Consider the following 24,956-nt stretch of genomic DNA (forward strand, 5'->3'; position numbering starts at 1 on the left):
TCCTTGCATGATAATCAGCAGGTTACGCTGCGTGTGAACATGAAATCAACAAATAAGCCTTGGGGGTGTTCCCTCCGGGCTTCTTTTTCTGTAAAATGTAATAGGTTGGGTGCTAGAAAAAGAAGAATAGTTGCCATAGCGTCTTATAACAAACGTTTCACTTTACAAATAGAGAGGACATGGTAGGAATGGATTTACGAGAACTACTAACACATTTACATGATTTTGTTCAGCTTCCTGAACAGAATATTGATATTACGTCAATTGAAATGGATTCAAGAGAAGTTAAGCCCGGAGCATTGTTCATTTGTATAGACGGCTATACGGTTGATGGTCATAGCTTTGCACAGATGGCTGTGGAAAAAGGGGCAGTAGCAATCTTAGCAGAAAAGCCTGTGGATGTAGAAGTGCCCGTTGTACGCGTGAAGAGTACAAAGCGAGCAATGGCAGTGCTGGCGGATGCTTTCTACAATCAGCCCACACAAAAAATGCATTTAATTGGTGTAACAGGCACAAATGGAAAAACAACGATTACACATTTAATTGAGCATATCTTTAAATCACAGCATAAAAAGACGGGTCTAATTGGAACGATTGAAATTCGTATTGGTGATACGTCTTATGATGTGAAAAACACAACGCCTGAATCGCTGACTCTTCAAAAAACATTTAATCAAATGGTGGAAGAGAATGTAGAAGTAGCGATGATGGAAGTATCATCTCACGCGCTTGACTTAGGACGCGTACACGGGTGTGACTTTGACGTGGCGGTATTTAGTAACTTAACGCAAGATCACCTCGACTATCATCATACAATGGAAGATTATCGTCGTGCGAAAGGGTTGCTATTTGCACAGTTAGGAAATGCTTATAACCATACTCGTCCTAAATTTGCTGTTCTTAATGTCGATGATGCGGCAACCGAGGAATATATTAAAAACACGGCTGCTACAGTGATTACGTATGGTATTGACCGTGAAAGTGATATTCGTGCAACGAATATTCAAATTACAAACAGCGGCACAACGTTCGATTTGACAACACCGACAGAAACGGTTTCTGTAGAAATGAAGCTTATTGGGAAATTTAGCGTCTACAACGTATTAGCGGCTACGGCTGCATGTTTAGTATCTGGTCTCCCTCTGTCAGTTATTGTCGAGGAAATAAAAGTGTTAGAAGGTGTGTCTGGGCGTTTTGAAGTGGTTGATGCGCAGCAAGATTTTACGGTTATCGTGGATTATGCCCACACGCCGGACAGCTTAGAGAACGTGTTAAAAACTGTAAAAGAATTCGCAAAACGCAATATATATGTTATTGTTGGTTGTGGCGGAGATCGAGATCGTACAAAACGACCAATCATGGCTCGGATTGCAGCTGAATACAGTACACAAGCTATTTTGACATCTGATAATCCACGAAGTGAAGATCCATTGGCTATTTTAAAAGATATGGAAGAAGGTTTGGATACAGATAACTATGTGACGATTGCTGATCGTGCAGAAGCTATTCGCTATGCAGTGGAAACAGCGCATGCAGATGATGTTATTGTCATTGCTGGAAAAGGGCACGAGACCTATCAAATTATTGGTAAAAAAGTATTCGATTTTGACGATCGAGAAGTAGCACGCAAAATGATTGAGGAGCGAAAGTAGTAATGAAATGGGTAGAGAACAAAATGAGTCGGAATGAGTTGGAAGTTAAGGAGGGGGCATCGTGCTAGAACAATCAATTTTATTGACAATCGGCGTAGCCTTTTTGATTACGGTTGTATTGTCGCCGATTTTTATTCCCTTCTTAAGAAGATTAAAGTTTGGTCAAAGTATTCGTGATGAAGGCCCGAAATCTCACCAAAAAAAATCAGGTACACCTACAATGGGCGGTATCATGATTTTATTATCTATTATTGTGGCAACTCTTATTATGGTCAATCAATATGCAGAACTTACATATAAGACGTTTCTATTATTATTTGTCACAATCGGATTTGGTTTATTAGGATTTTTAGATGATTTTATAAAAGTAGTGTTAAAGCGTAACCTTGGATTAACATCTAAACAAAAGTTTTTAGGTCAGGTTGTCATTTCAATTATTTTTTACTTTATTGCAAGACAGTTTGAGTTTTCAACTGAAGTGACGATTCCAGGAATTAAAGACCCAATCGATTTAGGTTGGTTTTATGTTGTTTTCCTCATCATCTGGCTTGTTGGTTTTTCAAACGCGGTCAACTTAACGGATGGATTAGACGGACTTGTATCTGGTACAAGTGCGATTGCTTTTGGTGCATTTGCAGTTCTCGCCTGGAATGCAGAGCAGTTTGAACTATCTATTTTCTCAGTTGCTGTAGTAGGAGCTGTGTTAGGATTTTTAGTTTTTAACGCCCATCCTGCAAAAGTGTTTATGGGAGATACGGGTTCTTTAGCGCTAGGAGGAGCTATCGCTACGGTGGCTGTCTTAATGAAAATGGAATTCTTGCTTGTTATTATCGGTGGTGTGTTTGTTATTGAAACATTATCTGTTATTATTCAAGTCGCATCTTTCAAAACAACAGGAAAACGTGTGTTTAAAATGAGCCCGCTTCATCACCATTACGAGCTAAGCGGCTGGTCGGAATGGCGCGTAGTTATGACTTTTTGGGCTGTAGGACTATTATTTGCAATGCTTGGAATTTATATCGAGGTGTGGATTTAAATGAAATCAGTCAATACGTATCAAGGTAAACAAGTACTTATTTTAGGATTAGCCAAGAGCGGTTTAGCAGCCGCTCAGTTAGTTAAACAGCTTGGTGCTAAAGTAGTCGTTAATGATCAAAAACCGTACGAAGAGAACGCAGCAGCACAGGAATTAGAAAAAACGGGCATTGAAGTTGTCTGTGGACATCATCCGCTTGAGCTTTTAGACAAAGCGGACGTTATTGTAAAAAACCCTGGGATTCCGTATTCAAATGTTCTATTGCAAGAAGCATTAAAGCGACATATTCCGATTTTAACAGAGGTAGAATTAGCTTATGAAATTAGCGAAGCTCCTTTTATCGGAATTACGGGAAGCAATGGGAAGACAACAACAACAACGCTCATTTATAAAATGTTAGAAGAAGATCAAAAGCAGCCGTTGATTGCTGGAAATATTGGAACAGTAGCTTGTGAAGTAGCGCAAAAAGCAACAAAGGACAATGTAATTGTAACGGAGCTTTCTTCTTTTCAGCTGATGGGAATTGAAAAATTCCGTCCGAAAATCTCTTTATTATTGAATTTGTTTGATGCTCACTTAGACTATCATGGTACAAAAGAGGAATATATTAAAGCGAAAGCAAATCTCTTTAACAATCAAACAAGTGAAGACTTTGCCGTTATTAATGCGGATGATGAGCTAGTGATGAAAGCTAGTGCAAATATTAAAGCGACAAAAGTACCTTTTTCTGTTACAGCTCAAACGACAGAAGGAGCGTATATTAAAAACGAAACGATTTTCTTTAAAGATGAAGAAGTGATGTCGTTAAAAGATGTGGTGCTGCCAGGCAAACATAATCAAGAAAATATTTTAGCAGCTGTATCCGTTGTGAAGCTGTACGGCTGTTCAAATGAAGCTATCTACTCCGTGCTCACAACGTTTGCTGGTGTTAAACACCGCGTTCAATATGTCACGACAATCAACAAACGTAAGTTTTATAATGACTCTAAAGCTACAAATATGCTTGCTACAAAAGTAGCTCTTTCCGCTTTTTCACAGCCGACGATTCTACTTGCAGGCGGACTCGATCGCGGCAATGAGTTTGATGATTTAAAAGAAGAGTTTAAAAATGTGAAAGCTGTTATTACGTTTGGTGAAACGGCTCCTAAAATTGAACGCGTAGCCAAAGAAGAGGGAATACAAATTGTAAAACGTGTCGATAATGTTAAACAAGCAGTTTCAGAAGCATATGCTTGTTCAGATGAAGAAGATGTTATTTTATTATCTCCTGCTTGTGCAAGCTGGGATCAATTTAAAACTTTTGAAGAACGTGGTGACATCTTTATTGAATCTGTGCATAAACTGAAATAAGGGCTTGTCTAAACACCTAGAAAATACACTAGCCCTAATCTATTTTTAGAGGTGTGTGACAGTGTCGACAAAAAGGTCTACCCCAGATTTTTTTCTCATAATCGTTACGCTTTCCTTGCTAACCATCGGCCTTATCATGGTATACAGTGCAAGTGCGGTATGGGCTACATACAAGTTTAATGATTCTTTTTTCTTTGCTAAACGCCAGCTCTTATTTGCAGGGCTTGGAGTATGCGCGATGTTTGTCATCATGAATATTGATTATTGGATGTGGCGTACGTGGGCAAAGCCAATTGTAATCATTTGCTTTGTTATGCTGGTACTTGTATTGATTCCGGGAGTAGGGCTAGTACGGAATGGGTCGCAAAGTTGGATAGGAGTTGGAGCGTTTTCGATTCAGCCTTCAGAATTTATGAAGTTTGCTATGATTATATTTTTAGCGAAATATTTATCAGAAAACCAGAAGAAAATTACATCCTTTAGAAAAGGAATGTTACCGGCGTTATTACTGGTTTTCTTACCGTTTGGCATTATTATGATGCAGCCGGATTTAGGAACTGGAACGGTGCTTGTTGGAACTTGTTTAGTCATGATTTTTGTTTCAGGAGCAAAGGTAAGTCACTTTGCAGGTCTTGGGTTGCTTGGCGTTGCTGGTTTTGTAGGGCTTGTTTTATCAGCTCCTTATCGGATTAAACGCATCACCTCATTTTTAAATCCTTGGGAAGATCCGCTTGGAAGCGGGTTTCAAATCATTCAATCTCTTTATGCAATTGGGCCGGGGGGATTGCTTGGATTAGGGTTAGGGCAAAGTAGACAAAAGTTCTTTTATCTGCCGGAACCTCAAACTGATTTTATTTTTGCTATTCTGGCAGAAGAGCTTGGTTTCATCGGAGGAACACTTGTTCTGCTTTTGTTTAGCTTATTGCTTTGGAGAGGAATTAAAGTAGCGCTGGGAGCACCTGATCTTTACGGAACGTTCTTAGCCTTAGGAATTATTTCAATGGTTGCGATTCAAGTCATGATCAATATAGGCGTGGTAACAGGTCTTATGCCTGTTACGGGAATTACGCTTCCATTTTTAAGTTACGGCGGATCGTCGCTGACGCTCATGCTGGCAGCAGTTGGAGTTTTGTTAAATGTTAGTAGATATTCTCGCTATTAATTGAAAAAAATTGTATAATGTCAAGTAGGCAATGGTCTACTGAAGTAAACCGTCATCTTAAATCCAAGTGCACGCCGGATTTTGTTGGCGGTTTATTTTCGATTTTTTACAGATAGATGATATTTTTGTATGAAATGTTTTTAAAATGTAATGTTGTGATAACCAATTTTGAGTCCAACTATGGTATGATGTGTAAGGTTAAATGTTTTATCTTAGTGAGTAGGTGAACGTATGTGCACTTATGAGCGTAGCGTTTTTTTATGACTGTCAGCATGTGTTTAACTTCTAAATGAAAAACGATAAAAAAACAATCAAAATTACTTTATATAGCAGATGAACGTACATTCTATGGGTGAATGTCATACGATAAATAAAAATGATGAAATTGACAACAGAATAGAGTGCCTTCGTAGAAAAAAGGTATCTTACAAGGTGCTGCTGCTTAGTTATGAATCTGTTCTTATTATTCTTATGCATTAGAAGTAAGGGCGCATTGACATGAAAGTTTTATAACAGCAAAGAGGGTTTTAGGAGGTTCTTATGGAAGCGTTAGTAAAAGAGTTAGTCGAAGCGAATATTGGAAAGGTTCGTGAAAATGAACCGCTAGCAAAACATACAACAATGAAAATTGGTGGTCCAGCAGATGTGCTTGTAGAACCTGATTCTGTTGATCACTTAAAAGTTACAATGGATATGATTAAAAAACACGGCGTGAAATGGAGAGCGATTGGTCGAGGATCTAATCTTCTTGTTTCTGATAAGGGAATTGAAGGTGTGGTCATTAAGCTCGGAGCCGGATTAGATGATTTAACAGTAGATGGAGAGACGGTTACTGTAGGTGGGGGATACCCTAGCATCAAGCTTGCAACAGTTATTACAAAACAAGGTCTGTCTGGATTGGAGTTTTCAAGTGGAATTCCTGGATCTGTGGGAGGCGCTGTTTATATGAATGCAGGTGCCCATGGTTCTGATATGTCTCATGTAGTCGAAAAAGCGCTGATTTTATTTGAAGATGGCACTCTGGAGTGGCTGACAAATGAAGAGCTTCAATTTTCGTATCGTCATTCCATTCTACAAAAAGACCGTCCTGGAGTATGTGTAGAAGCTGTGCTGCGTTTGAAAAAGGGAACGAAAGATGATATTGTGGCGGTCATGCAGAAAAATAAAGACTATCGCCGTGAAACACAGCCTTGGAATTTCCCTTGTGCAGGAAGTATTTTTAGAAATCCGCTTCCAAATTATGCAGGAGACTTAATTGAAAAGTCCAACTTAAAAGGTTTTTCAGTAGGCGGTGCGCAAATTAGTGAACAGCATGCGAACTTCATTGTCAATACAGGAGATGCAACGGCTTCAGACGTGCTGAATTTAATTGCTCATGTTAAGAAAACAATTAAAGAGAAATTCGATATTGATATTCATACAGAAGTTGAGATTATCGGTCGCTAATTACTCAGCCCTTCGCTGTATGGTTATGCGTGAAAAGGTAGCTTTTATGTGTTTATTCTATGCTATAATGGGGATATTCTCATGAAGCAAAGATTGGAAATAAATAGATGGTAAGTCCTCGTTTATTTTCTCAAATGGATAAGGGTGAAAAAAATGGAAAAAGGTAAGTTAATTGTTTTAGAAGATCGTGTACCGAAGCTGCAAGAACAGCGAAAGCAAAAAGCAAATAGACGGCTTATTTTGTATTTATCACTCTTTTTCATCCTTATTTTATTTATTGTATATTCTCAATCTTCTCTGAGTAATGTTTCTAACATTGAAGTACAAGGGAATAAACATGTAAGTGATAAGGATATTGTCAAAGCGAGTGGTCTGTCCAAAAAAACCAGCTACTGGAAAGCTGACGCTGATCAAATTCAAGAAAAAGTCGAAAAAAACCCTGAGGTAAAGGAAGCTGTCATTCATAAAACATTTCCTAATAAGGTTGTAATCGACGTAAAAGAGTACGCAAGAATTGCATATGTAACCTCGGGGAATAAATATTTCCCTGTGAATGAAAATGGAAAAGTTTTAAAAGAAGTAAGTGCTAAGAAAGTGTCATCCGACGCTCCGTTGCTAATTGACTGGAAAGACGGAGACGCTATACAAAGCATGGTTCAAGAATTAGCTAAAACGCCTAAGAGCATAAAAGGGGCTATTTCTGAGATTTACTATGCGCCGACAAAATCAGAACCTCTTCACATCGAGGTGTTTATGAATGATACGCGTGAAGTAAGCGGGAAAATTAGCAACTTCTCTGATAAAATTGTTCATTACCCAGCTATTGCAAGTAAATTGAGTGATGATCAAAAAGGTATTATTGATTTAGAAGAAGGATATGCATTTAAACCTTATAAAAAGAGCAAGCAGTAATTATTTTTTATAAGTGTTAATTAAAGGAAATAGATGAGTTGAGACTGGCAAACTAGCCCTTGTACATTGTATAATCACATGCAAGTATTCTGCATACATATGATTTTCTTCTCCGGTGCTGTGAAATGGAAATGTAATATTTGTTCTAGGTAAGTTTCGCTTTTCTCAGTGTACATCTTAGTGTAGACTTGTAGTTAAATAGCTTTTTTCAGTGAATTTTAGGCTTAAATCTAAAAAAAAGTCAAAACCAGAACGTTTTGTTCTTTGAAAGAGATAAAGTCTGTGAAAAACTTGAAAAAAATTGATTTTACAAAAGGGAAACAGATGTATTTGTTGAATATTTTCATATAATAAAAAATTAATATTGTTGTTCTTCTTAATTTATTAAGATGACATGTGCAGAAAGAAAAAGGAGGTGCCAAAGAATGAACAGCAATGAAATATACGTTAGTTTAGACATCGGTACATCCAGTGTGAAAGTAATCATCGGAGAGATGAGTAACGATTCATTGAATATCATTGGTGTAGGGAATGTTAAATCACACGGACTAAAAAAAGGTTCTATCGTTGATATAGATGCAACAGTTCAATCTATTAGAAAAGCAGTAGAACAAGCTGAACGAATGGTAGGCATTACAATTAAAAAGGTTGTAGTGGGCATAAGCGGAAATCATGTATTTTTACAGGATTGTCACGGAGTAGTAGCCGTGTCAAGCGAAAATCGTGAAATTACAAACGAAGATATTCATCGAGTAATTGATGCTGCTCAAGTCATGTCTATCCCGCCAGATCGTGAAATCATTGATGTTATTCCAAAGCAATTTATTGTAGATGGCTTAGAAGGTATTAACGATCCTAGAGGTATGATTGGGGTACGTTTAGAAATGGAAGGCACAATCATAACGGGATCTAGAACGGTTTTACATAACTTATTACGCTGTGTAGAAAGAGCTGGTTTAGAAATCAGTGATATTTGTTTACAGCCTCTAGCCGCTGGTTCAATTGCATTATCTCGTGATGAAAAAAACTTAGGTGTCGCACTGGTAGATATCGGTGGGGGTTCAACAACGGTTGCGATCTTTGACCAAGGACATTTGAAAGTAACAAATGTACTAGCTGTTGGCGGAGAGCACATTACCAAAGATTTATCGATTGGCCTTCGCACATCGACTGAAGATGCGGAAAATATTAAGATAAAGCATGGACATGCTTTCTACGATCATGCTTCTGAAGAAGAAGTATTTAGTGTACCGATCATTGGAAGCGATCAGCATCAGCAGTTTAATCAGCTCGAAATCTCTGATATTATTGAAGCTAGATTAGAAGAGATTTTAGATATGATTACGCAGGAGGTAAACCGCCTAGGATACAAAGATATTCCAGGAGGATTTGTTCTAACAGGCGGAGTAGTAGCGATGCCTGGTATTCTTGAGCTAGCTCAAGTGATTTTAAAGAATAACGTGCGCATAGCAGTGCCTGATTATATTGGAGTACGTGAGCCGCATTATACAACAGGCGTAGGATTAATAAAATTTGCATACAAAAATGCTAAAATACAAGGCCGGGAAATTGGAGCGCCAGTTGTGGAAGAAGAGCCGATTGAGCAAGAAATGATTAAACCTAGCCCGAAACCACAGCAGCCGCAACAATCAGCTGAGCAGCCGAAAAAGAAAAATGACCAAAATTTAATGAAGAAGTTTTTTGGATACTTCTTTGATTAACGTTACGGATTGGTAATTTCGAAGAATTAGGAGGAACTATCATGTTGGAGTTTGATACAAGTGTAGACCAATTAGCGACGATTAAAGTAATCGGTGTCGGAGGCGGCGGTAACAACGCGGTTAACCGAATGATTGAACATGGCGTCCAAGGTGTAGAATTTATTGCAGTTAATACAGATGCACAGGCATTAAATTTATCAAAAGCTGAAACAAAAATGCAAATCGGCGCTAAATTAACAAGAGGATTAGGTGCAGGTGCTAATCCGGAAGTTGGTAAAAAAGCAGCTGAAGAAAGTAAGGAACAAATCCAAGAAGCACTAAAAGGTGCAGACATGGTTTTCGTAACAGCTGGTATGGGTGGAGGAACTGGAACTGGTGCAGCTCCAGTCATTGCCCAAATTGCTCGTGAGCTAGGAGCACTAACGGTAGGTGTTGTTACTCGTCCGTTTACGTTTGAAGGCCGTAAGCGTTCTACTCAAGCGGCAGGCGGCATTGCGTCAATGAAAGAAGCAGTGGATACGCTGATTGTTATTCCAAATGATCGCTTATTAGAAATCGTTGATAAAAACACGCCAATGCTAGAAGCGTTCCGTGAAGCTGATAACGTATTACGACAAGGTGTGCAAGGTATTTCAGATTTAATCGCAGTTCCTGGATTAATTAACTTAGACTTCGCTGACGTGAAAACAATTATGTCTAACAAAGGATCTGCACTTATGGGTATCGGTATTGCGACTGGTGAAAACCGCGCTGCTGAAGCAGCTAAAAAAGCTATTTCAAGTCCACTTCTTGAAACATCTATCGATGGAGCTCAAGGTGTGTTAATGAATATCACAGGCGGTACAAACCTAAGTCTTTACGAAGTACAAGAAGCTGCAGATATCGTTGCTTCGGCTTCTGACCAAGAAGTGAACATGATCTTTGGATCTGTTATTAACGAAAACCTAAAAGATGAGATTGTTGTTACAGTTATTGCAACTGGCTTTAGTGACCAAGATTTATCACAGCCAAAACCAGGTCGTCCTTCGTTATCGGCGAATCGCATGCAGCAATCGACACAGCAACCGGCTCCACAGCCGAAGCGTGAAATAAAGCGTGAAGAACCTGTACAGCAAGAATATACGCGTCCATCTCAGCCGCAGTCTGAAGATGCGCTAGATATTCCAACATTCTTACGAAACCGTAATCGTAGACGCTAAGAAAATAAAAAGCCAAGACCTCTGTTTTATACAGAGGTCTTTTTTTATGCAATGAATCTAGAAAACTCAAAAAGAGTATAAAAAACATTCGACATGGTCAATATGACGCCTTCAAAGGGTTTGTGTTTTCTTTCTAAAAGTGGTGTGACAAATATCGAATGATTTCCTCAAAAATACTGCTTGTTTCTCGGCATGAACTGACAGACTTTCTAATAGGATGTACTATATACTAATTTTTAACAGAAAAATTCAGAAAGAATGGAGAGGTTATAAACATTGCCAATCTATTTAGATTTAATATGGATGCTGAATTTTGGGTTAGATACGATCTTACTAATGTTATGTGCTGTTGTACTTAAACGGAATTACAAGTGGTGGCGGCTTTTGCTTGGCGGCTTTATCGGTTCATTGATTGTCCTTCTTATGTTTACACCTTTTTCTCATCTTATGGTTCATCCTGCTATTAAAATTTTATTCTCGTTTTTTATGGTATTGATGGCGTTTGGTTATAAACGACTGCGCTTTTTCTTTGAGAATTTATTAACGTTTTATTTTGCAACCTTTGTTGTGGGTGGAGGGTTAATGGGCGTTCACTTTTTATTTCAAGATCAGTTCCTTGTTCTTAATCAAATGGTTGATACGAAATCTCCACAGTTTGGTGATCCTATTAGCTGGATATTTGTTCTTATTGGTTTTCCGCTATTATCTTATTTTTCAAAAGCAAGAGTTGATGATTTGCGAATGAAAAATATTACATTTGATCAGCTGGTAGATGTAGAAGTTATTTTAAACGAACAGACGCTGTCGATGAAAGGACTTATTGATAGTGGGAATCAGCTTGTAGATCCGCTGACGAAAACCCCGGTTATGATTGTTACAGCAGATTCTTTAAAAGAAATATTGCCTGAAGGCTTAATGGAATTAAGCAAAAATGTCCAATCCTTTTCACACAGCGAAGATATTGATCAAGAGTGGTATTCAAAAGTCCGCTTTGTCCCTTATCGAAGCGTGGGCCAAGCCAATCAGCTGCTTCTTGCTCTAAAGCCAGATATGGTAAGGCTGGTGCATCAGTCCAATACGATTGAAGTCACTAAAGTATTAGTAGGTATTAGTCATACAACGCTTTCAGTGGAGAAGCAATATGAATGTATTGTTCATCCGAAGCTCATTGTTATTGGAGAAGTAAGTTCCGCATCGTAAAAGGTGTGAACAAATAAAGGAGGATACAGAATGGCTACATATCGAATTCGATTTCAATTATGGTGGTACAAATTATTAATTAAACTTAAGCTAAAAACAGATGAAGTGTACTATATAGGAGGAAGTGAAGCTCTTCCACCGCCGCTGACAAAAGATGAAGAAGAAGTGCTCCTGAAAAAACTCCCATCAGGAGATGAAGCAGCACGTTCACTGTTGATTGAGCGTAATTTGCGACTGGTTGTTTATATTGCCCGCAAGTTTGAAAATACGGGAATCAATATTGAGGATTTAATTAGCATCGGCACCATCGGTTTAATTAAAGCAGTAAACACGTTTAATCCTGAAAAGAAAATTAAGCTAGCGACGTACGCCTCTCGCTGTATTGAAAATGAAATTTTAATGTATTTGCGCCGCAACAATAAAATTCGATCTGAAGTTTCATTTGATGAGCCGTTAAATATTGATTGGGATGGAAACGAACTGTTATTGTCTGACGTGATGGGAACCGAAGAAGATATTATCACAAAAGACCTGGAAGCCAATGTAGATCGAAAACTTTTGTTGAAAGCACTGCACCAATTAAATGATCGGGAAAAGCAAATTATGGAGCTGCGCTTTGGGCTAGCCGGCGGAGAAGAAAAAACGCAAAAAGATGTAGCTGATATGCTAGGCATTTCTCAGTCTTATATTTCAAGGCTCGAAAAACGAATTATTAAACGGCTGCGAAAAGAATTTAATAAAATGGTTTAAGTAAAAAAGCTGATTGTATAAGGGCTGAGAAGCATCTTATACAATCAGCTTTTTTAGCGTGGAATTGTCAAAATTGTAAAAGTGCATATTTTTTCCTTCTGAGGAGATACTGAATTCAGAACATCATCTCCTGTTAGGAGGGAAAGAGTTGACAAGAAATAAAGTAGAAATTTGTGGAGTAGATACTTCGAAACTTCCCGTATTAAAAAATGAAGAAATGCGAAAGTTGTTTAAACAAATGCAGGCTGGAGATGGAACAGCAAGAGAAAAGCTAGTAAGCGGAAATTTACGTCTCGTACTCAGCGTGATCCAACGTTTTAACAATCGTGGAGAATTTGTTGACGACTTATTTCAGGTTGGATGTATTGGATTAATGAAATCCATTGACAATTTTGATTTAAGTCAAAACGTGAAGTTTTCTACATATGCTGTCCCAATGATTATAGGGGAAATTCGCCGCTATTTACGTGACAATAATCCAATCCGTGTTTCTCGTTCCCTTCGTGATATTGCTTATAAAGCTCTTCAAGTTCGTGAAAGGCTTATGAGTGAAACATCCAAGGAACCTACAGCTGAGGAAATTTCAAAAGTCCTAGAAGTACCGCATGAAGAAATTGTGTTTGCTTTAGATGCTATCCAAGATCCGGTTTCTTTATTTGAACCTATTTACAATGATGGCGGAGACCCAATCTATGTGATGGATCAGCTAAGCGATGAACGCAACCGTGATTCAACTTGGATTGAAGAAATTGCTTTGCAAGAAGGTATGAGAAGATTGAACGAGCGAGAAAAACTAATTTTACGAAAGCGCTTCTTCCAAGGTAAAACACAGATGGAAGTGGCTGAAGAAATTGGTATTTCTCAAGCGCAGGTTTCTCGTTTAGAAAAAGCTGCTATTAAACAGATGAATAAAAATATTCAAAGTTAACAAAAGCTCTCTAAACTGGCAGCTGCCCGTGTTCATACAATCAATACCATTCACTTTATTTGATGTTCAACTTAATAAGCATCGTGTCTATAAAAACGGACACGGTGCTTATTTTGTATGTATCAATGAATATATGACCAAAAGATATTCATGTTAGATTTCCTATTGCTATGAGGACTTCTCGCTGCTTGTTGAGAATGTCTCTTGATGAAAAACTGTGTAATTAGTGAACAAAATGCTTATAGAAAGAGAATGGCAGAGAAAAAATAAGCTTTTCCTTCATGAAATGAAAATTTGAAAATATATATAGGCTAAGGAATAAAGTTGGCTATAGGAGGAGAGAGCATGTTAAAGATTTCAGAGTTTCAGCTGAAAGATGTAGTGAATGTAGCTGATGGCAAAAAACTTGGAAATGTAGGGGATATTGATATTGACTTAACAACGGGAAAAATACAGGCCGTCATTATCGGAGGCTCTCGTGTATTGGGCTTCTTTGGAAAAGATGATGAAATTGTGATTCCGTGGAAAAATATTGTGAAAATTGGTTCCGATGTCATTTTAGTACGTTATAAAGACGCATTTCAGCCTGAAGAGAATTAGTTTTTTGTCAACAGCACCTAGCAATCTGTGGTACAATATGTGAGAATAAATGAAACAAGGGATGTGTCACATACATGAATCCTGAGCCATTAAAAAAAAGCCATCACGAGTCGTTTATGTGGCTGAGCCCTTGGGTAGAAAAGAATGATATGCTTGTTGTTGGTTTCACCACAAAAAATGGTGGCGTGAGTAAACCTCCATTTGCTTCTTTTAACCTAGGGCTTCACGTAAACGATAACGTAGAAGATGTTATTACAAATAGAAAAATTTTAGCAGCCGAACTAGACATGTCTTTTGAAAGCTTTGTATGTGCTGAACAAGTACATGAAGCAACTGTTCAAAAAGTAACAAAAGCCGACTGTACAAAAGGACTCTACAAGTATGAAGAGGGCATAAAAGCAGCGGATGGCATTTATACAAATGAATCTGATATTTTGTTAGCTTTATGTTATGCAGATTGTGTTCCGCTGTACTTCTATGCGCCTGATCACCATTTAGTTGGTCTTGCTCATGCTGGGTGGAAGGGAACAGTAAAAGATATTGCAGGAAATATGATTCGGCGGTGGGTAGAGCAAGAAAATGTTCCGGTTGAAGATATTTACGTGGCGATTGGCCCTTCGATTGAAGATTGCTGTTATGTTGTCGATAACCGCGTCATTACACAAGTAAACGAAGTAGTTGGCCAAAATGGATATCAAGAAGTAAGCCCTGGACAATACGCGCTTAATTTAAAAAAAGTCAATAAGCTGCTGATTCAAAACGCAGGCGTATTGCCGGAACGAATTTTAACATCGTCGTATTGTACAAGCTGTGAAGATGACCTGTTCTTCTCACATCGCCGCGACCAAGGGAAAACAGGACGCATGTTTAACTTCATAGGCTTTAAGGAGGAGTAATTACATAGTGACAGCTAGCGTAAGTGAAAATCTAGAAGCAGTTCAACAAACAATTGCTGAAGCATGTAAAAAAGTTAATCGAAATCGAGAAGATGTAGAGCTGATTGCTGTAACAAAATATGTTTCCACAAAACGAGCAGCAGAAGCAGTGGATGCAGGCATTTTACATCTTGGAGAAAACAGGGATGAAGGTCTTCTAGAAAAGTATGAATCAATCGGTGAGAAAGCGACCTGGCATTTTATCGGAAGCTTACAAACAAGAAAAGTAAAACATGTGATTGATAAAGTTGACTATATTCATTCACTAGACCGATTATCTTTAGCAAAAGAAATTGATAAACGTGCAGGACATCGTATAAAATGTTTTGTACAAGTTAATGTTGCCGAAGAACAATCAAAGCATGGCCTTGCTGTAGAAGAGGTAATTCCATTTATTCAATCTCTTGAAACATTTACAAATATCCAAGTAGTTGGATTAATGACCATGGCTCCTCACACAGATGACGAGTCCTTGCTTCGCAGCTGTTTTCAAGGTCTAAAAAAATTGCAGAGTCGTATACAAGAACTAAACTTGCAATATGCACCGTGTACGGAGCTATCAATGGGAATGTCAAACGATTATGCAATTGCAATTGAAGAAGGAGCAACATTCATTCGACTAGGAACCACGTTAGTTGGGAATGAACGTTAAGGAGGTGTAATTCAAGATGAGTATGAAAAATCGCTTTAGAAGTTTCTTTGCTCTTGATGACGATACTGAATATGTAGAAGAACATTACGAACAAGAAGAGTCGGTAGAAGAGCCTGTACAGCAGTCGAGACCAGCAGTGAAAGCTAGTCAGCAGCCGAATCAGCAGCAAAACGTGATTAGCTTACAAAGCGTTCAAAAATCATCAAAAATGATGCTTTGCGAACCTCGCGTCTATGCCGAAGCACAAGAAATTACGGATCATTTAAAAAATCGTAAAGTCGTAGTTGTTAATTTACAGCGCATTCAACGAGATCAAGCAGTGAGAATTGTCGACTTTTTAAGTGGTACAGTTTATGCTTTAGGCGGGGACATTCAAAAAATTGGAACCGACATCTTTTTATGTACACCTGATAATGTAGACGTAAGCGGAAGCATTTCAGATATGATGGGAGAACACGATACAACAAACGTAAAGAGGTGGTAGTTTTTGGACATCGTTTTTGGGATTCTCGCAAAATTGATTGGGCTTTACTCATGGGCACTGATTATTTACATTTTGATGTCTTGGGTACCCGATGTAAGGGCCTCTAAGTTTGGTCAGCTGCTTGGCAGTATTTGCGAGCCTTACTTAGAGCCTTTTCGTAAAATCATTCCGCCTATTGGCATGATTGATATTTCACCTCTTGTTGCAATCTTTTTACTACGATTTGCGGAAAGAGGCGTGTATTCACTTAATAATGTGATGGGGTTTATTTAAAAAAGGAATCGCTGGATTCCTTTTTTACATACCAATAGTAGGAGTAATAATATGTCTATTTATGAACATTTTAGGCAAGAAGAACATGGGTTTATTGATCAAGTTCTTCAGTGGAAAGAAGATGTCCTACATCAATACAGCCCAAAATTAACGGACTTTTTAGATCCAAGAGAGCAGCAGATTGTGACGGCTATTGTTGGGACTGAAGGAGAGGTTCAAGTTTCATTTGATGGTGGACAACCGTTTGCTGAACGCAAGCGTGCGCTGCTATATCCGGATTACTATGTGCCTGAAAGCGAAGATTTTCAGTTGCATATGTACGAATTGAATTATCCTAAAAAGTTTGTGACGATTGAACATCCTCAAGTTCTTGGTTCGGCGATGTCCTTAGGACTGCGCCGTTCAAAATTTGGCGATATTTTGGTCGCGGGAGACGATATTCAGCTTGTAGCTGCAGAGGAAATTTCTTCTTATATTGAGATGAATTTAACATCAATTGGAAAAGCCAAAGTTTCACTTTCTTCTATTCAAAGAGAGCAGCTGCATGTGGTAAAAGAAGAGCTGATTGAACACGTTTATACAGTTTCTTCAATGAGGCTTGATGTTTTGCTGTCGACCATTCACAATCTATCAAGACAAAAAGTCCAGCCGTTTATTGCAAATGGAGCGGTAAAAGTAAATTTTAAAGTCATTGAACAGCCTTCTTTTGAATGTCATGAAGGTGATATTTTGTCGCTTCGTGGCCACGGCAGAAGTCGTATCGTTTCACTTGAAGGCAAAACCAAAAAAGAAAAATGGCGAATTGTTGTAGGGAAGCAGAAATAAAGAAATCTACTAGCAGGAAATTTTAAAAATATGTCGAATAAACCATTACTAATGATGTAATGAGACAACACGGAGGTGGCCTAGATGCCTTTAACCCCTTTGGATATTCATAACAAAGAGTTTAATCGCGGGTTTCGCGGATATGATGAAGATGAAGTAAATGAGTTTCTTGACCAAGTAATTAAAGACTATGAGCTGGTAATGCGTGATAAAAAGGAGTTAGAAGGAAGAGTATCTGAATTAACAGATCGTCTTGGACATTTTACTAACATCGAAGAAACGTTAAATAAATCAATTTTAATTGCTCAAGAAGCAGCGGAAGATGTAAAGCGAAACGCTGAAAAAGAAGCGAAGCTCATTATAAAAGAAGCAGAAAAAAATGCGGACCGTATTATTAATGAAGCACTGTCTAAGTCTCGTAAAATTGCGATGGACATTGAGGAGACGAAAAAGCAGTCTAAAGTATTTAGAACTCGTTTCAAAATGTTAATTGAAGCACAGCTTGAAATGTTAAACAGCGATGACTGGGATCAGTTGATGGATTATGAGATGCCAGCGCTAGAAGAAAAAATTGACTAGTCAAGACATCATCTTGACTTCTCACGTTTTGTTGTCATATAATTTGGTAACAGATGAAATTTCATATCAAACAGTACGGAGACAGGGACAGTAGCTTTTTTAGTTTGTCAAAGCGAATCGAGGATGGTGCGAGCTCGATAACAAACAAAAAAGTGAAAATCACCCTAGAGTACCATTGCTGAAATGATGATAGTAAGCAGTGGCGGTTTATTCACGTTACGAATGCAAAGAGGATTTGCGTGCAGCAAATCTACTAGGGTGGTACCGCGGGAGGCCTTCTCGTCCCTTTTTGGGATGAGGAGGTCTTTTTGTTATGGTGCAAAAAGATATGAAATTTACGTTTTTTTTGGAGGGTAAAACATGGAATATAAAGATACATTATTGATGCCAAAAACTGAATTTCCTATGCGTGGAAATTTACCGAACCGCGAGCCTAAAATGCAAGAACAGTGGGCTGAAATGAATATTTATGAAAAAGTACAAAAACGTACGGAAGGCCGTCCGCTATTCGTCCTGCATGATGGACCTCCATATGCCAATGGCGATATTCACATGGGACATGCCTTAAATAAAATTTTAAAAGATTTTATCGTTCGCTATAAGTCGATGTCAGGCTTCTGCGCACCTTATGTGCCAGGCTGGGATACACACGGCTTGCCAATTGAAACGGCTTTAACAAAAAATAAAAAAGTAAACCGCAAAGAAATGACAGTAGCTGAATTCCGTAAGCTTTGCGAACAGTATGCTTGGGAACAAGTAAACGGCCAGCGTGAGCAGTTCAAGCGTTTAGGCGTACGCGGAGATTGGGATAATCCATATGTAACGCTTCAGCCACAGTACGAAGCGCAGCAAATCAAAGTATTTGGCGATATGGCGAAAAAAGGCTATATCTACAAAGGATTAAAACCTGTATACTGGTCCCCTTCAAGTGAATCTGCTTTAGCAGAAGCGGAAATTGAATACTATGACAAGCGTTCAGCTTCTATTTACGTAGCGTTTAATGTGAAAGATGGTAAAGGCGTGCTTGAACAAGATGAAAAATTCATCATTTGGACGACAACACCATGGACAATGCCAGCTAACCAAGGGATTGCTGTCAATCCCGAGCTTCAGTACAGCGTAGTTGAAGCAGATGGAGCAAAATATGTAGTAGCAACTGAACGTATTGAAACAGTTGCTAAAGAAATTGAATGGGCTGACTATAAGACACTTCGTACAGTAAAAGGTTCAGAACTTGAACGCGTGGTAGCTGAACATCCAATCTACAAGCGCGATTCTTTAGTTGTTCTTGGCGATCACGTAACGACTGATGCTGGTACTGGCTGTGTTCATACAGCACCGGGACACGGGGAAGACGACTTTATCGTTGGTCAAAAATATGGTTTGGAAGTTCTTTGTCCAGTTGATAGTAAGGGTCATATGACGAATGAAGCACCAGGATTTGAAGGATTATTCTATGATAAAGCGAATAAGCCGATTACCGACAAACTAGAAGAAGAAGGCGCGCTGTTAAAATTAAGTTTCATTACCCACTCATATCCACATGACTGGCGTACGAAGAAACCAACAATTTTCCGTGCAACAGCACAGTGGTTTGCGTCTATTAAAGATTTCCGTGAAGATTTATTAAAAGCAGTAGAAAAAACAGAATGGGTGCCTACTTGGGGTGAAACGCGACTTTATAACATGGTGCGTGACCGCGGAGACTGGTGTATTTCTCGTCAACGTGCATGGGGCGTTCCGATTCCAGTATTTTATGCTGAAAATGATGAGCCAATCATTACGGACGAGACAATTGAGCACGTATCAAATCTATTTAGAGAACATGGATCAAACGTATGGTTTGAGCGTGAAGCAAAAGACTTGCTTCCAGAAGGCTTTACTCATGAAGGAAGCCCAAATGGCCGTTTCACAAAAGAAACAGACATCATGGACGTATGGTTTGACTCTGGTTCTTCACATCAAGCTGTTCTTGAAGAGCGTGAAGACTTACAGCGTCCGGCTGATTTGTATTTAGAAGGTTCTGACCAATACCGCGGCTGGTTTAATTCAAGTCTTTCTACAAGTGTAGCTGTAACAGGTGAAGCACCTTATAAAGGCGTACTTAGCCACGGATTTGCTTTAGACGGTGAAGGTCGCAAAATGAGTAAGTCATTAGGGAATGTTGTAATTCCAGAAAAAGTAATGAAACAACTAGGTGCGGATATTTTACGTCTATGGGTAGCTTCTGTAGATTACCAAGCGGATGTTCGTGTATCTGATAACATTTTAAAACAAGTAGCAGAAGTATACCGTAAAATCCGCAACACGTTCCGTTTCTTACTAGGAAACCTAGCGGATTTTAATCCAACAACTGACGCTGTAGCCGTTGAAGACCTTCGTGAAGTAGATCGCTACATGCTTGTGAAGCTGAACAAATTAATTGATAAAGTGAAAAAATCTTATGATTCATATGAATTCTCAAGCATTTATCACGCAGTGCATAATTTCTGTACAATTGATATGAGTTCATTCTACTTAGACTTTGCAAAAGATGTATTGTACATTGAAGCAGAAAAGAATGTAGAGCGTCGCAGCATTCAAACGGTTCTTTATGAAACGTTATTATCGTTAACGAAATTAGTGTCTCCAATTCTTTCTCATACAGCAGACGAAGTATGGGTTCACATTCCGAACGTAACGGAAGAAAGCGCGCAGCTAGTTGATATGCCAGAGGTTCAAGAAATTGAAGGAGCAGATCAATTAGTAGAGAAATGGGATGCGTTCATGGAGCTTCGCGATGAAGTCTTAAAAGCGCTAGAACAAGCTCGTAATGAAAAAGTAATCGGTAAGTCTTTAGAAGCAAAATTAACGCTGTATCCAACAGCAGATACGAAAGAGCTGTTAGCCTCTATTTCTGAAAATGTAGGTCAACTCTTCATCGTTTCAGATCTTGAAGTAGCAGAAGGTGAAGCGCCTGCTGAAGCACAAAAATTCAGCTATGCTTCAATTGTTGTAAGTAAAGCAGAAGGTGAGAAGTGTGAGCGCTGCTGGGTAGTATCACCAACAGTTGGCGAAGATCAAGATCACCCAACTTTATGTACACGCTGTGCGGATGTTGTGAAAAATCACTACGTTCAGCAGTAATGAACAAAAGCACGTCCTTTTTGGGCGTGTTTTTTGCTGTACGAAATTCCCAAATACAATGGTATAAAGCATTCAAAGCCTTAGGAAAAACTTGTGTTGTAGATTCGATGGAAAACTCGGTAAACCTAACATCATTAATACTTCATCTTATCAGCACAGGAGGCGTTTGCATGTATGAAAATTATCTTTCCATTGGACAGGAATTAGCTCTTATCAAAGAAGAATTACAAGATCGCCTATTGAGATATGCTACAGAACAATCTGGTTATATAGATGAAAAGGAACGTTACGTAATAGAAATGATTAAAGCCGATTTAAAAGATGTAGAACACGCGCTAGCAAAGCTTGACGTTGGTGCGTTTGGAATTGATGAACTAACTGGCGAAGTGATGTCTATTCATAAATTAAAAGTAATGCCGACGGCCCGCACAAACGAAGATTTATTTGTTTTCTGGTGAGAAGCGAGAAAAAAAATGAATTATGTGCTAAAATGCTTTAGTATGGATTCGTTTGATTTTATTGCGGGAGGAAAACGTTTGTGTTTTATTATCTTATCGCTTTAGCTGTTATACTTATTGATCAGGTAACAAAATGGATGATTGTAAAAGAAATGTATTATGGACAAAGCATTACCGTAATTGAAAACTTTCTTTACATTACCTCTCATCGTAACAGAGGAGCCGCGTGGGGTATTCTACAAGGACAGATGTGGTTCTTTTATCTCATTACGGTGGTTGTGGTAGTCGGTTTAATAATTTATATTCAAAAGCTCAAAAAACAAGATAAATGGTTCGGTATTGCGCTAGCATTAATGTTAGGCGGCGCCATTGGAAACTTTATTGATCGAGTGGTCCGTAAAGAAGTAGTTGATTTCGTAAATACATACATCTTTACGTATGATTTTCCGATTTTTAACGTAGCTGATTCGGCACTTGTCGTCGGAGTAATCATCATGTTTATTATGACGCTGTTTGAAGGGAAAATGAAGAAGGAGCACAAAGAATGAATGTAATTGAAACAGTTATAAATGAAGAACAAGCGGGAGAACGTATTGATAAAGTACTTTCGACTGTAAATGCAGAATGGTCACGTTCACAAGTGCAGCAGTGGATCAAAGAAGGTCATGCAAAAGTGAATGATAAAACCGTTAAAGGAAACTATAAATGTAAAACAGGAGACGCTATTATTATTGAAGTGCCGGAACTAGAGGAGCTTGATGTGGTAGCGGAAGAAATGGATTTAGATATTTATTATGAAGATCAAGATGTGCTTGTTGTAAATAAACCTCGCGGCATGGTTGTACATCCAGCTCCAGGTCATCATAGCGGCACGCTTGTAAACGGCTTAATGGCTCACTGTAAAGATTTATCCGGTATTAACGGCGTTATGCGCCCTGGTATCGTTCATCGAATTGATAAAGATACGTCCGGTTTACTTATGGTTGCAAAAAATGATTTAGCTCATGAATCACTAGTTAGTCAGCTTGTAGCTAAAACAGTGACGCGCCGCTATAAAGCTATCGTTCACGGAGTAATTGCGCACGATCACGGTACAATTGATGCGCCAATCGGCCGAGATAAGCAAGATCGTCAAAGCATGACGGTCACTGATGAAAACAGTCGTGATGCAGTGACGCACTTTACTGTATTGCAGCGTTTTAAAGATTTTTCACTTGTCGAATGTAAGCTAGAAACGGGGCGAACACACCAAATTCGCGTTCACATGAAGTATATTGGCTTTCCGCTTGCCGGGGATCCGAAGTACGGACCGAAAAAAACGCTTCCGATTGACGGACAAGCGCTTCATGCAGGTGTATTAGGCTTTATTCACCCTCGTACAAATGAATATATGGAATTTGAAGCACCGGCTCCAAAAGAGTTTAATGAGATGCTAGAGCTTATTGAAAAAAGAAGTTGACAACTGTCATAAGTGATGGCATACTTGTATTAACTTAATAAGAACCTTTAAGAACAGTCCAGAGAGGCTGAGAAGGAAACGGTGCAGAAAAGGCATACTTATAGCCTTTTTGAAGAAATATATCTAAAACCAAATCCTCTTGCCTCAAGGCAAGAGGATTTTTTTATGTCAACAACTTGAGGTGAAAAACAGTGAACGTAAAAGCTACCGTACTTGACGAACAGGCTATTCGCCGCGCTTTAACTCGAATTGCACATGAGATTATTGAAAAGAATAAAGGAATCGAAAATTGTGTGCTAGTGGGGATTAAAACGCGAGGTATTTATATCGCAAAACGTTTAGCAGAACGAATTGCACAAATTGAAGGAAATACATTGCCAGTCGGAGAACTAGACATCACGCTTTACCGAGATGATTTATCGAAAGTGACAAGCAATGATGAGCCTCTCGTAAAAGGATCAGATATTCCGACAGATATTGCAAATAAGAACGTCATCTTAGTAGACGATGTGTTATATACGGGCCGTACGGTTCGAGCAGCACTTGATGCACTAATTGATATCGGTCGACCGGAACTCATTCAGCTGGCTGTTTTAGTGGATAGAGGACACCGCGAGCTGCCGATTCGAGCAGACTATGTTGGTAAAAACGTACCGACAGCTAAAAGTGAAAAAATTGCGGTGCATTTGATGGAAGTAGACGAAAAAGACCACGTGTCTATTTACGAAAAATAAATTATATACCCTTTTAAATAGTAGTCCCGTGAGGCTGCAAAAGGGGGGTCACTATACAAGGAAAACTGTACTGCGGTATAGCGTCTTCCTTGTATGCTGAAAACCTCTTTGCCTCTGCGTAAAGAGGTTTTTTTATAGTGATAGGAGGAAAAACATATGAGTCAACAACAAGATTTTGTACTTGATATACATGATAAACCAAAAGCAGTAAATTGGTTAACATTGAGTCTGCAGCATTTGTTTGCAATGTTTGGATCGACGGTGCTAGTGCCGTTCCTAGTCGGATTCAGCCCGGCAATCGCTTTGATTTCAAGCGGGATAGGAACGCTTGCTTTCCTGCTCATTACAAGAGGTCAAATTCCTTCTTATCTTGGTTCATCGTTCGCGTTCATCACGCCAATCATTTTCGCAAAAGCTTCGTTTGGACCTGAAGAAACGATGGTTGGCTGTTTCTTAGCCGGACTTGTGTATGGAATCGTTGCTTTGATTATAAAAGGAACAGGAATCAATTGGATTATGAAGCTGCTTCCTCCGGTTGTAGTAGGACCAGTTATTATGGTTATAGGCTTAGGATTAGCTAATACAGCAGTAGGCATGGCGATGAACGATGCAAAAGGAAATTACAGCTTAACTTACCTGATGGTTGCGCTTGTGACACTAGCGATAACAGTTGCTTGCTCAATCTTCTTTAAAAACATTATCAGCCTGATTCCGGTACTGATGGGAATTATCGGCGGATACATCTTCGCTTATACACAAGGATTGGTAGACTTTTCAAAGGTAATGAAAGCAGAGTGGATTGAAATACCTCACTTCTACGTGCCGTTCGTCACATACACGCCGTCCATTTCATTAGGGATTGTGCTTATCATGGTACCTGTAGCAGTCGTAACACTTTCAGAACATATTGGACACATTCTTGTTTTAAATAAGATTGTGGATCGAAACTATATTGAAAAGCCAGGGCTGCACAGATCGATTTTAGGAGACGGAGTAGCCACTATGCTTGCTGCGCTGATCGGCGGACCTCCAAACACAACATATGGTGAGAACATCGGAGTGTTAGCCATCACAAAGGTGCTTAGCGTATTTGTAATAGCAGGAGCAGCAGTCTTCGCGATTTTGTTCGGGTTTGTCGGCAAAATCAACGCTCTTATTTCAAGTATACCAACGCCGGTCATGGGCGGGATTTCAATTCTCTTATTCGGAATCATTGCTTCATCAGGCTTGCGCATGATGGTGGATGCAAAGGTAGATCTTGGATCAAAACGAAACTTAATGATTGCTTCGATTATCTTAGTGTTAGGAATCGGAGGAGCACACTTAGATATCTCAGAACATGTAAAGATTGATAGCATGGCACTGTCTGCTATCATGGGAGTTCTGCTGAATCTAGTTCTGCCGAAAGAGAAGATAAAAGAAGCAGAAAACGTTCAACAAACGTCAGCACGAAAAATTTCATAGAACGCCTTTTA

At 38.9% G+C, this 24,956-nt stretch carries 24 protein-coding genes and 1 other annotated feature; all 24 genes read left to right on the top strand.

Annotated elements, in window-relative coordinates:
• The first annotated feature begins 188 nt into the window (after positions 1-188).
• The 24 genes from ACNHOZ_RS03220 (at position 189) to ACNHOZ_RS03335 (ending at position 24,945) form a co-directional block, all read left to right on the top strand.
• Positions 189-1,652, top strand: coding sequence for a UDP-N-acetylmuramoyl-L-alanyl-D-glutamate--2,6-diaminopimelate ligase (locus ACNHOZ_RS03220; protein WP_028411475.1), 1,464 nt, complete (start codon positions 189-191; stop codon positions 1,650-1,652).
• A 61-nt stretch (positions 1,653-1,713) separates the two neighbouring features.
• On the top strand, positions 1,714-2,688 hold the full coding sequence (mraY, locus tag ACNHOZ_RS03225; RefSeq protein ID WP_013058961.1) for a phospho-N-acetylmuramoyl-pentapeptide-transferase: 975 nt from the start codon (positions 1,714-1,716) through the stop codon (positions 2,686-2,688).
• Entirely contained in the window at positions 2,689-4,038 is a 1,350-nt protein-coding gene (gene murD, locus ACNHOZ_RS03230) for a UDP-N-acetylmuramoyl-L-alanine--D-glutamate ligase (protein ID WP_028411474.1), read from the top strand.
• A gap of 61 nt (positions 4,039-4,099) precedes the next feature.
• On the top strand, positions 4,100-5,200 hold the full coding sequence (gene spoVE / locus ACNHOZ_RS03235; protein ID WP_013058959.1) for a stage V sporulation protein E: 1,101 nt from the start codon (positions 4,100-4,102) through the stop codon (positions 5,198-5,200).
• Between the two features lie 540 nt (positions 5,201-5,740).
• Positions 5,741-6,646, top strand: a complete 906-nt coding sequence (gene murB, locus ACNHOZ_RS03240; protein WP_028411473.1) for a UDP-N-acetylmuramate dehydrogenase — start codon at positions 5,741-5,743, stop codon at positions 6,644-6,646.
• A gap of 153 nt (positions 6,647-6,799) precedes the next feature.
• Positions 6,800-7,558, top strand: coding sequence for a cell division protein FtsQ/DivIB (locus ACNHOZ_RS03245; protein ID WP_016765445.1), 759 nt, complete (start codon positions 6,800-6,802; stop codon positions 7,556-7,558).
• Between the two features lie 425 nt (positions 7,559-7,983).
• On the top strand, positions 7,984-9,279 hold the full coding sequence (gene ftsA / locus ACNHOZ_RS03250; RefSeq protein ID WP_013058956.1) for a cell division protein FtsA: 1,296 nt from the start codon (positions 7,984-7,986) through the stop codon (positions 9,277-9,279).
• A gap of 41 nt (positions 9,280-9,320) precedes the next feature.
• On the top strand, positions 9,321-10,478 hold the full coding sequence (gene ftsZ, locus ACNHOZ_RS03255; RefSeq protein WP_048019825.1) for a cell division protein FtsZ: 1,158 nt from the start codon (positions 9,321-9,323) through the stop codon (positions 10,476-10,478).
• Between the two features lie 276 nt (positions 10,479-10,754).
• Positions 10,755-11,678, top strand: a complete 924-nt coding sequence (gene spoIIGA, locus ACNHOZ_RS03260) for a sigma-E processing peptidase SpoIIGA (protein ID WP_014458377.1) — start codon at positions 10,755-10,757, stop codon at positions 11,676-11,678.
• A 30-nt stretch (positions 11,679-11,708) separates the two neighbouring features.
• Complete coding sequence (gene sigE / locus ACNHOZ_RS03265; protein WP_013058953.1) at positions 11,709-12,428, top strand: RNA polymerase sporulation sigma factor SigE; 720 nt, start codon at positions 11,709-11,711, stop codon at positions 12,426-12,428.
• Positions 12,429-12,576: 148 nt separating this feature from the next.
• Positions 12,577-13,356 carry an RNA polymerase sporulation sigma factor SigG gene (gene sigG / locus ACNHOZ_RS03270; protein WP_013058952.1) on the top strand — a complete coding sequence of 260 codons (780 nt, stop codon included), beginning with the start codon at positions 12,577-12,579 and terminating at the stop codon, positions 13,354-13,356.
• A 345-nt stretch (positions 13,357-13,701) separates the two neighbouring features.
• Positions 13,702-13,956 carry a YlmC/YmxH family sporulation protein gene (locus ACNHOZ_RS03275; RefSeq protein ID WP_013058951.1) on the top strand — a complete coding sequence of 85 codons (255 nt, stop codon included), beginning with the start codon at positions 13,702-13,704 and terminating at the stop codon, positions 13,954-13,956.
• Positions 13,957-14,030: 74 nt separating this feature from the next.
• Positions 14,031-14,852, top strand: coding sequence for a peptidoglycan editing factor PgeF (gene pgeF / locus ACNHOZ_RS03280; RefSeq protein WP_048019826.1), 822 nt, complete (start codon positions 14,031-14,033; stop codon positions 14,850-14,852).
• A gap of 7 nt (positions 14,853-14,859) precedes the next feature.
• Positions 14,860-15,543: a YggS family pyridoxal phosphate-dependent enzyme gene (locus ACNHOZ_RS03285; protein WP_048019827.1), complete on the top strand. Its 684-nt coding sequence runs from the start codon at positions 14,860-14,862 to the stop codon at positions 15,541-15,543.
• A gap of 16 nt (positions 15,544-15,559) precedes the next feature.
• Positions 15,560-16,027, top strand: a complete 468-nt coding sequence (locus ACNHOZ_RS03290; RefSeq protein ID WP_014458381.1) for a cell division protein SepF — start codon at positions 15,560-15,562, stop codon at positions 16,025-16,027.
• A 3-nt stretch (positions 16,028-16,030) separates the two neighbouring features.
• Positions 16,031-16,300 carry a YggT family protein gene (locus ACNHOZ_RS03295; protein WP_028411469.1) on the top strand — a complete coding sequence of 90 codons (270 nt, stop codon included), beginning with the start codon at positions 16,031-16,033 and terminating at the stop codon, positions 16,298-16,300.
• A 51-nt stretch (positions 16,301-16,351) separates the two neighbouring features.
• The gene (locus ACNHOZ_RS03300; protein WP_013058946.1) at positions 16,352-17,125 is read left to right on the top strand and encodes a YlmH family RNA-binding protein; all 774 of its coding nucleotides are present in this window, start codon (positions 16,352-16,354) and stop codon (positions 17,123-17,125) included.
• 84 nt (positions 17,126-17,209) lie between these two features.
• Positions 17,210-17,704: a DivIVA domain-containing protein gene (locus ACNHOZ_RS03305; protein WP_013058945.1), complete on the top strand. Its 495-nt coding sequence runs from the start codon at positions 17,210-17,212 to the stop codon at positions 17,702-17,704.
• 69 nt (positions 17,705-17,773) lie between these two features.
• Positions 17,774-17,994: a binding site (T-box leader), on the top strand.
• A 70-nt stretch (positions 17,995-18,064) separates the two neighbouring features.
• Positions 18,065-20,830, top strand: a complete 2,766-nt coding sequence (gene ileS, locus ACNHOZ_RS03310) for an isoleucine--tRNA ligase (protein WP_447697045.1) — start codon at positions 18,065-18,067, stop codon at positions 20,828-20,830.
• Positions 20,831-21,000: 170 nt separating this feature from the next.
• On the top strand, positions 21,001-21,288 hold the full coding sequence (locus tag ACNHOZ_RS03315) for a conjugal transfer protein TraR (RefSeq protein WP_028411468.1): 288 nt from the start codon (positions 21,001-21,003) through the stop codon (positions 21,286-21,288).
• A gap of 80 nt (positions 21,289-21,368) precedes the next feature.
• The gene (gene lspA / locus ACNHOZ_RS03320; protein ID WP_013084844.1) at positions 21,369-21,836 is read left to right on the top strand and encodes a signal peptidase II; all 468 of its coding nucleotides are present in this window, start codon (positions 21,369-21,371) and stop codon (positions 21,834-21,836) included.
• Entirely contained in the window at positions 21,833-22,747 is a 915-nt protein-coding gene (locus tag ACNHOZ_RS03325) for an RluA family pseudouridine synthase (RefSeq protein ID WP_013058941.1), read from the top strand. The genes lspA and ACNHOZ_RS03325 overlap by 4 nt, the downstream gene beginning before the upstream one ends.
• A 191-nt stretch (positions 22,748-22,938) precedes the next feature.
• A complete protein-coding gene (gene pyrR / locus ACNHOZ_RS03330) occupies positions 22,939-23,481 on the top strand; it encodes a bifunctional pyr operon transcriptional regulator/uracil phosphoribosyltransferase PyrR (protein WP_013058940.1) in 543 nt (180 codons plus the stop codon).
• Positions 23,482-23,637: 156 nt separating this feature from the next.
• Entirely contained in the window at positions 23,638-24,945 is a 1,308-nt protein-coding gene (locus tag ACNHOZ_RS03335) for a uracil-xanthine permease family protein (RefSeq protein ID WP_048019829.1), read from the top strand.
• Positions 24,946-24,956 lie beyond the last annotated feature (11 nt).

It is taken from the genome of Priestia sp. D51 (assembly GCF_053345675.1).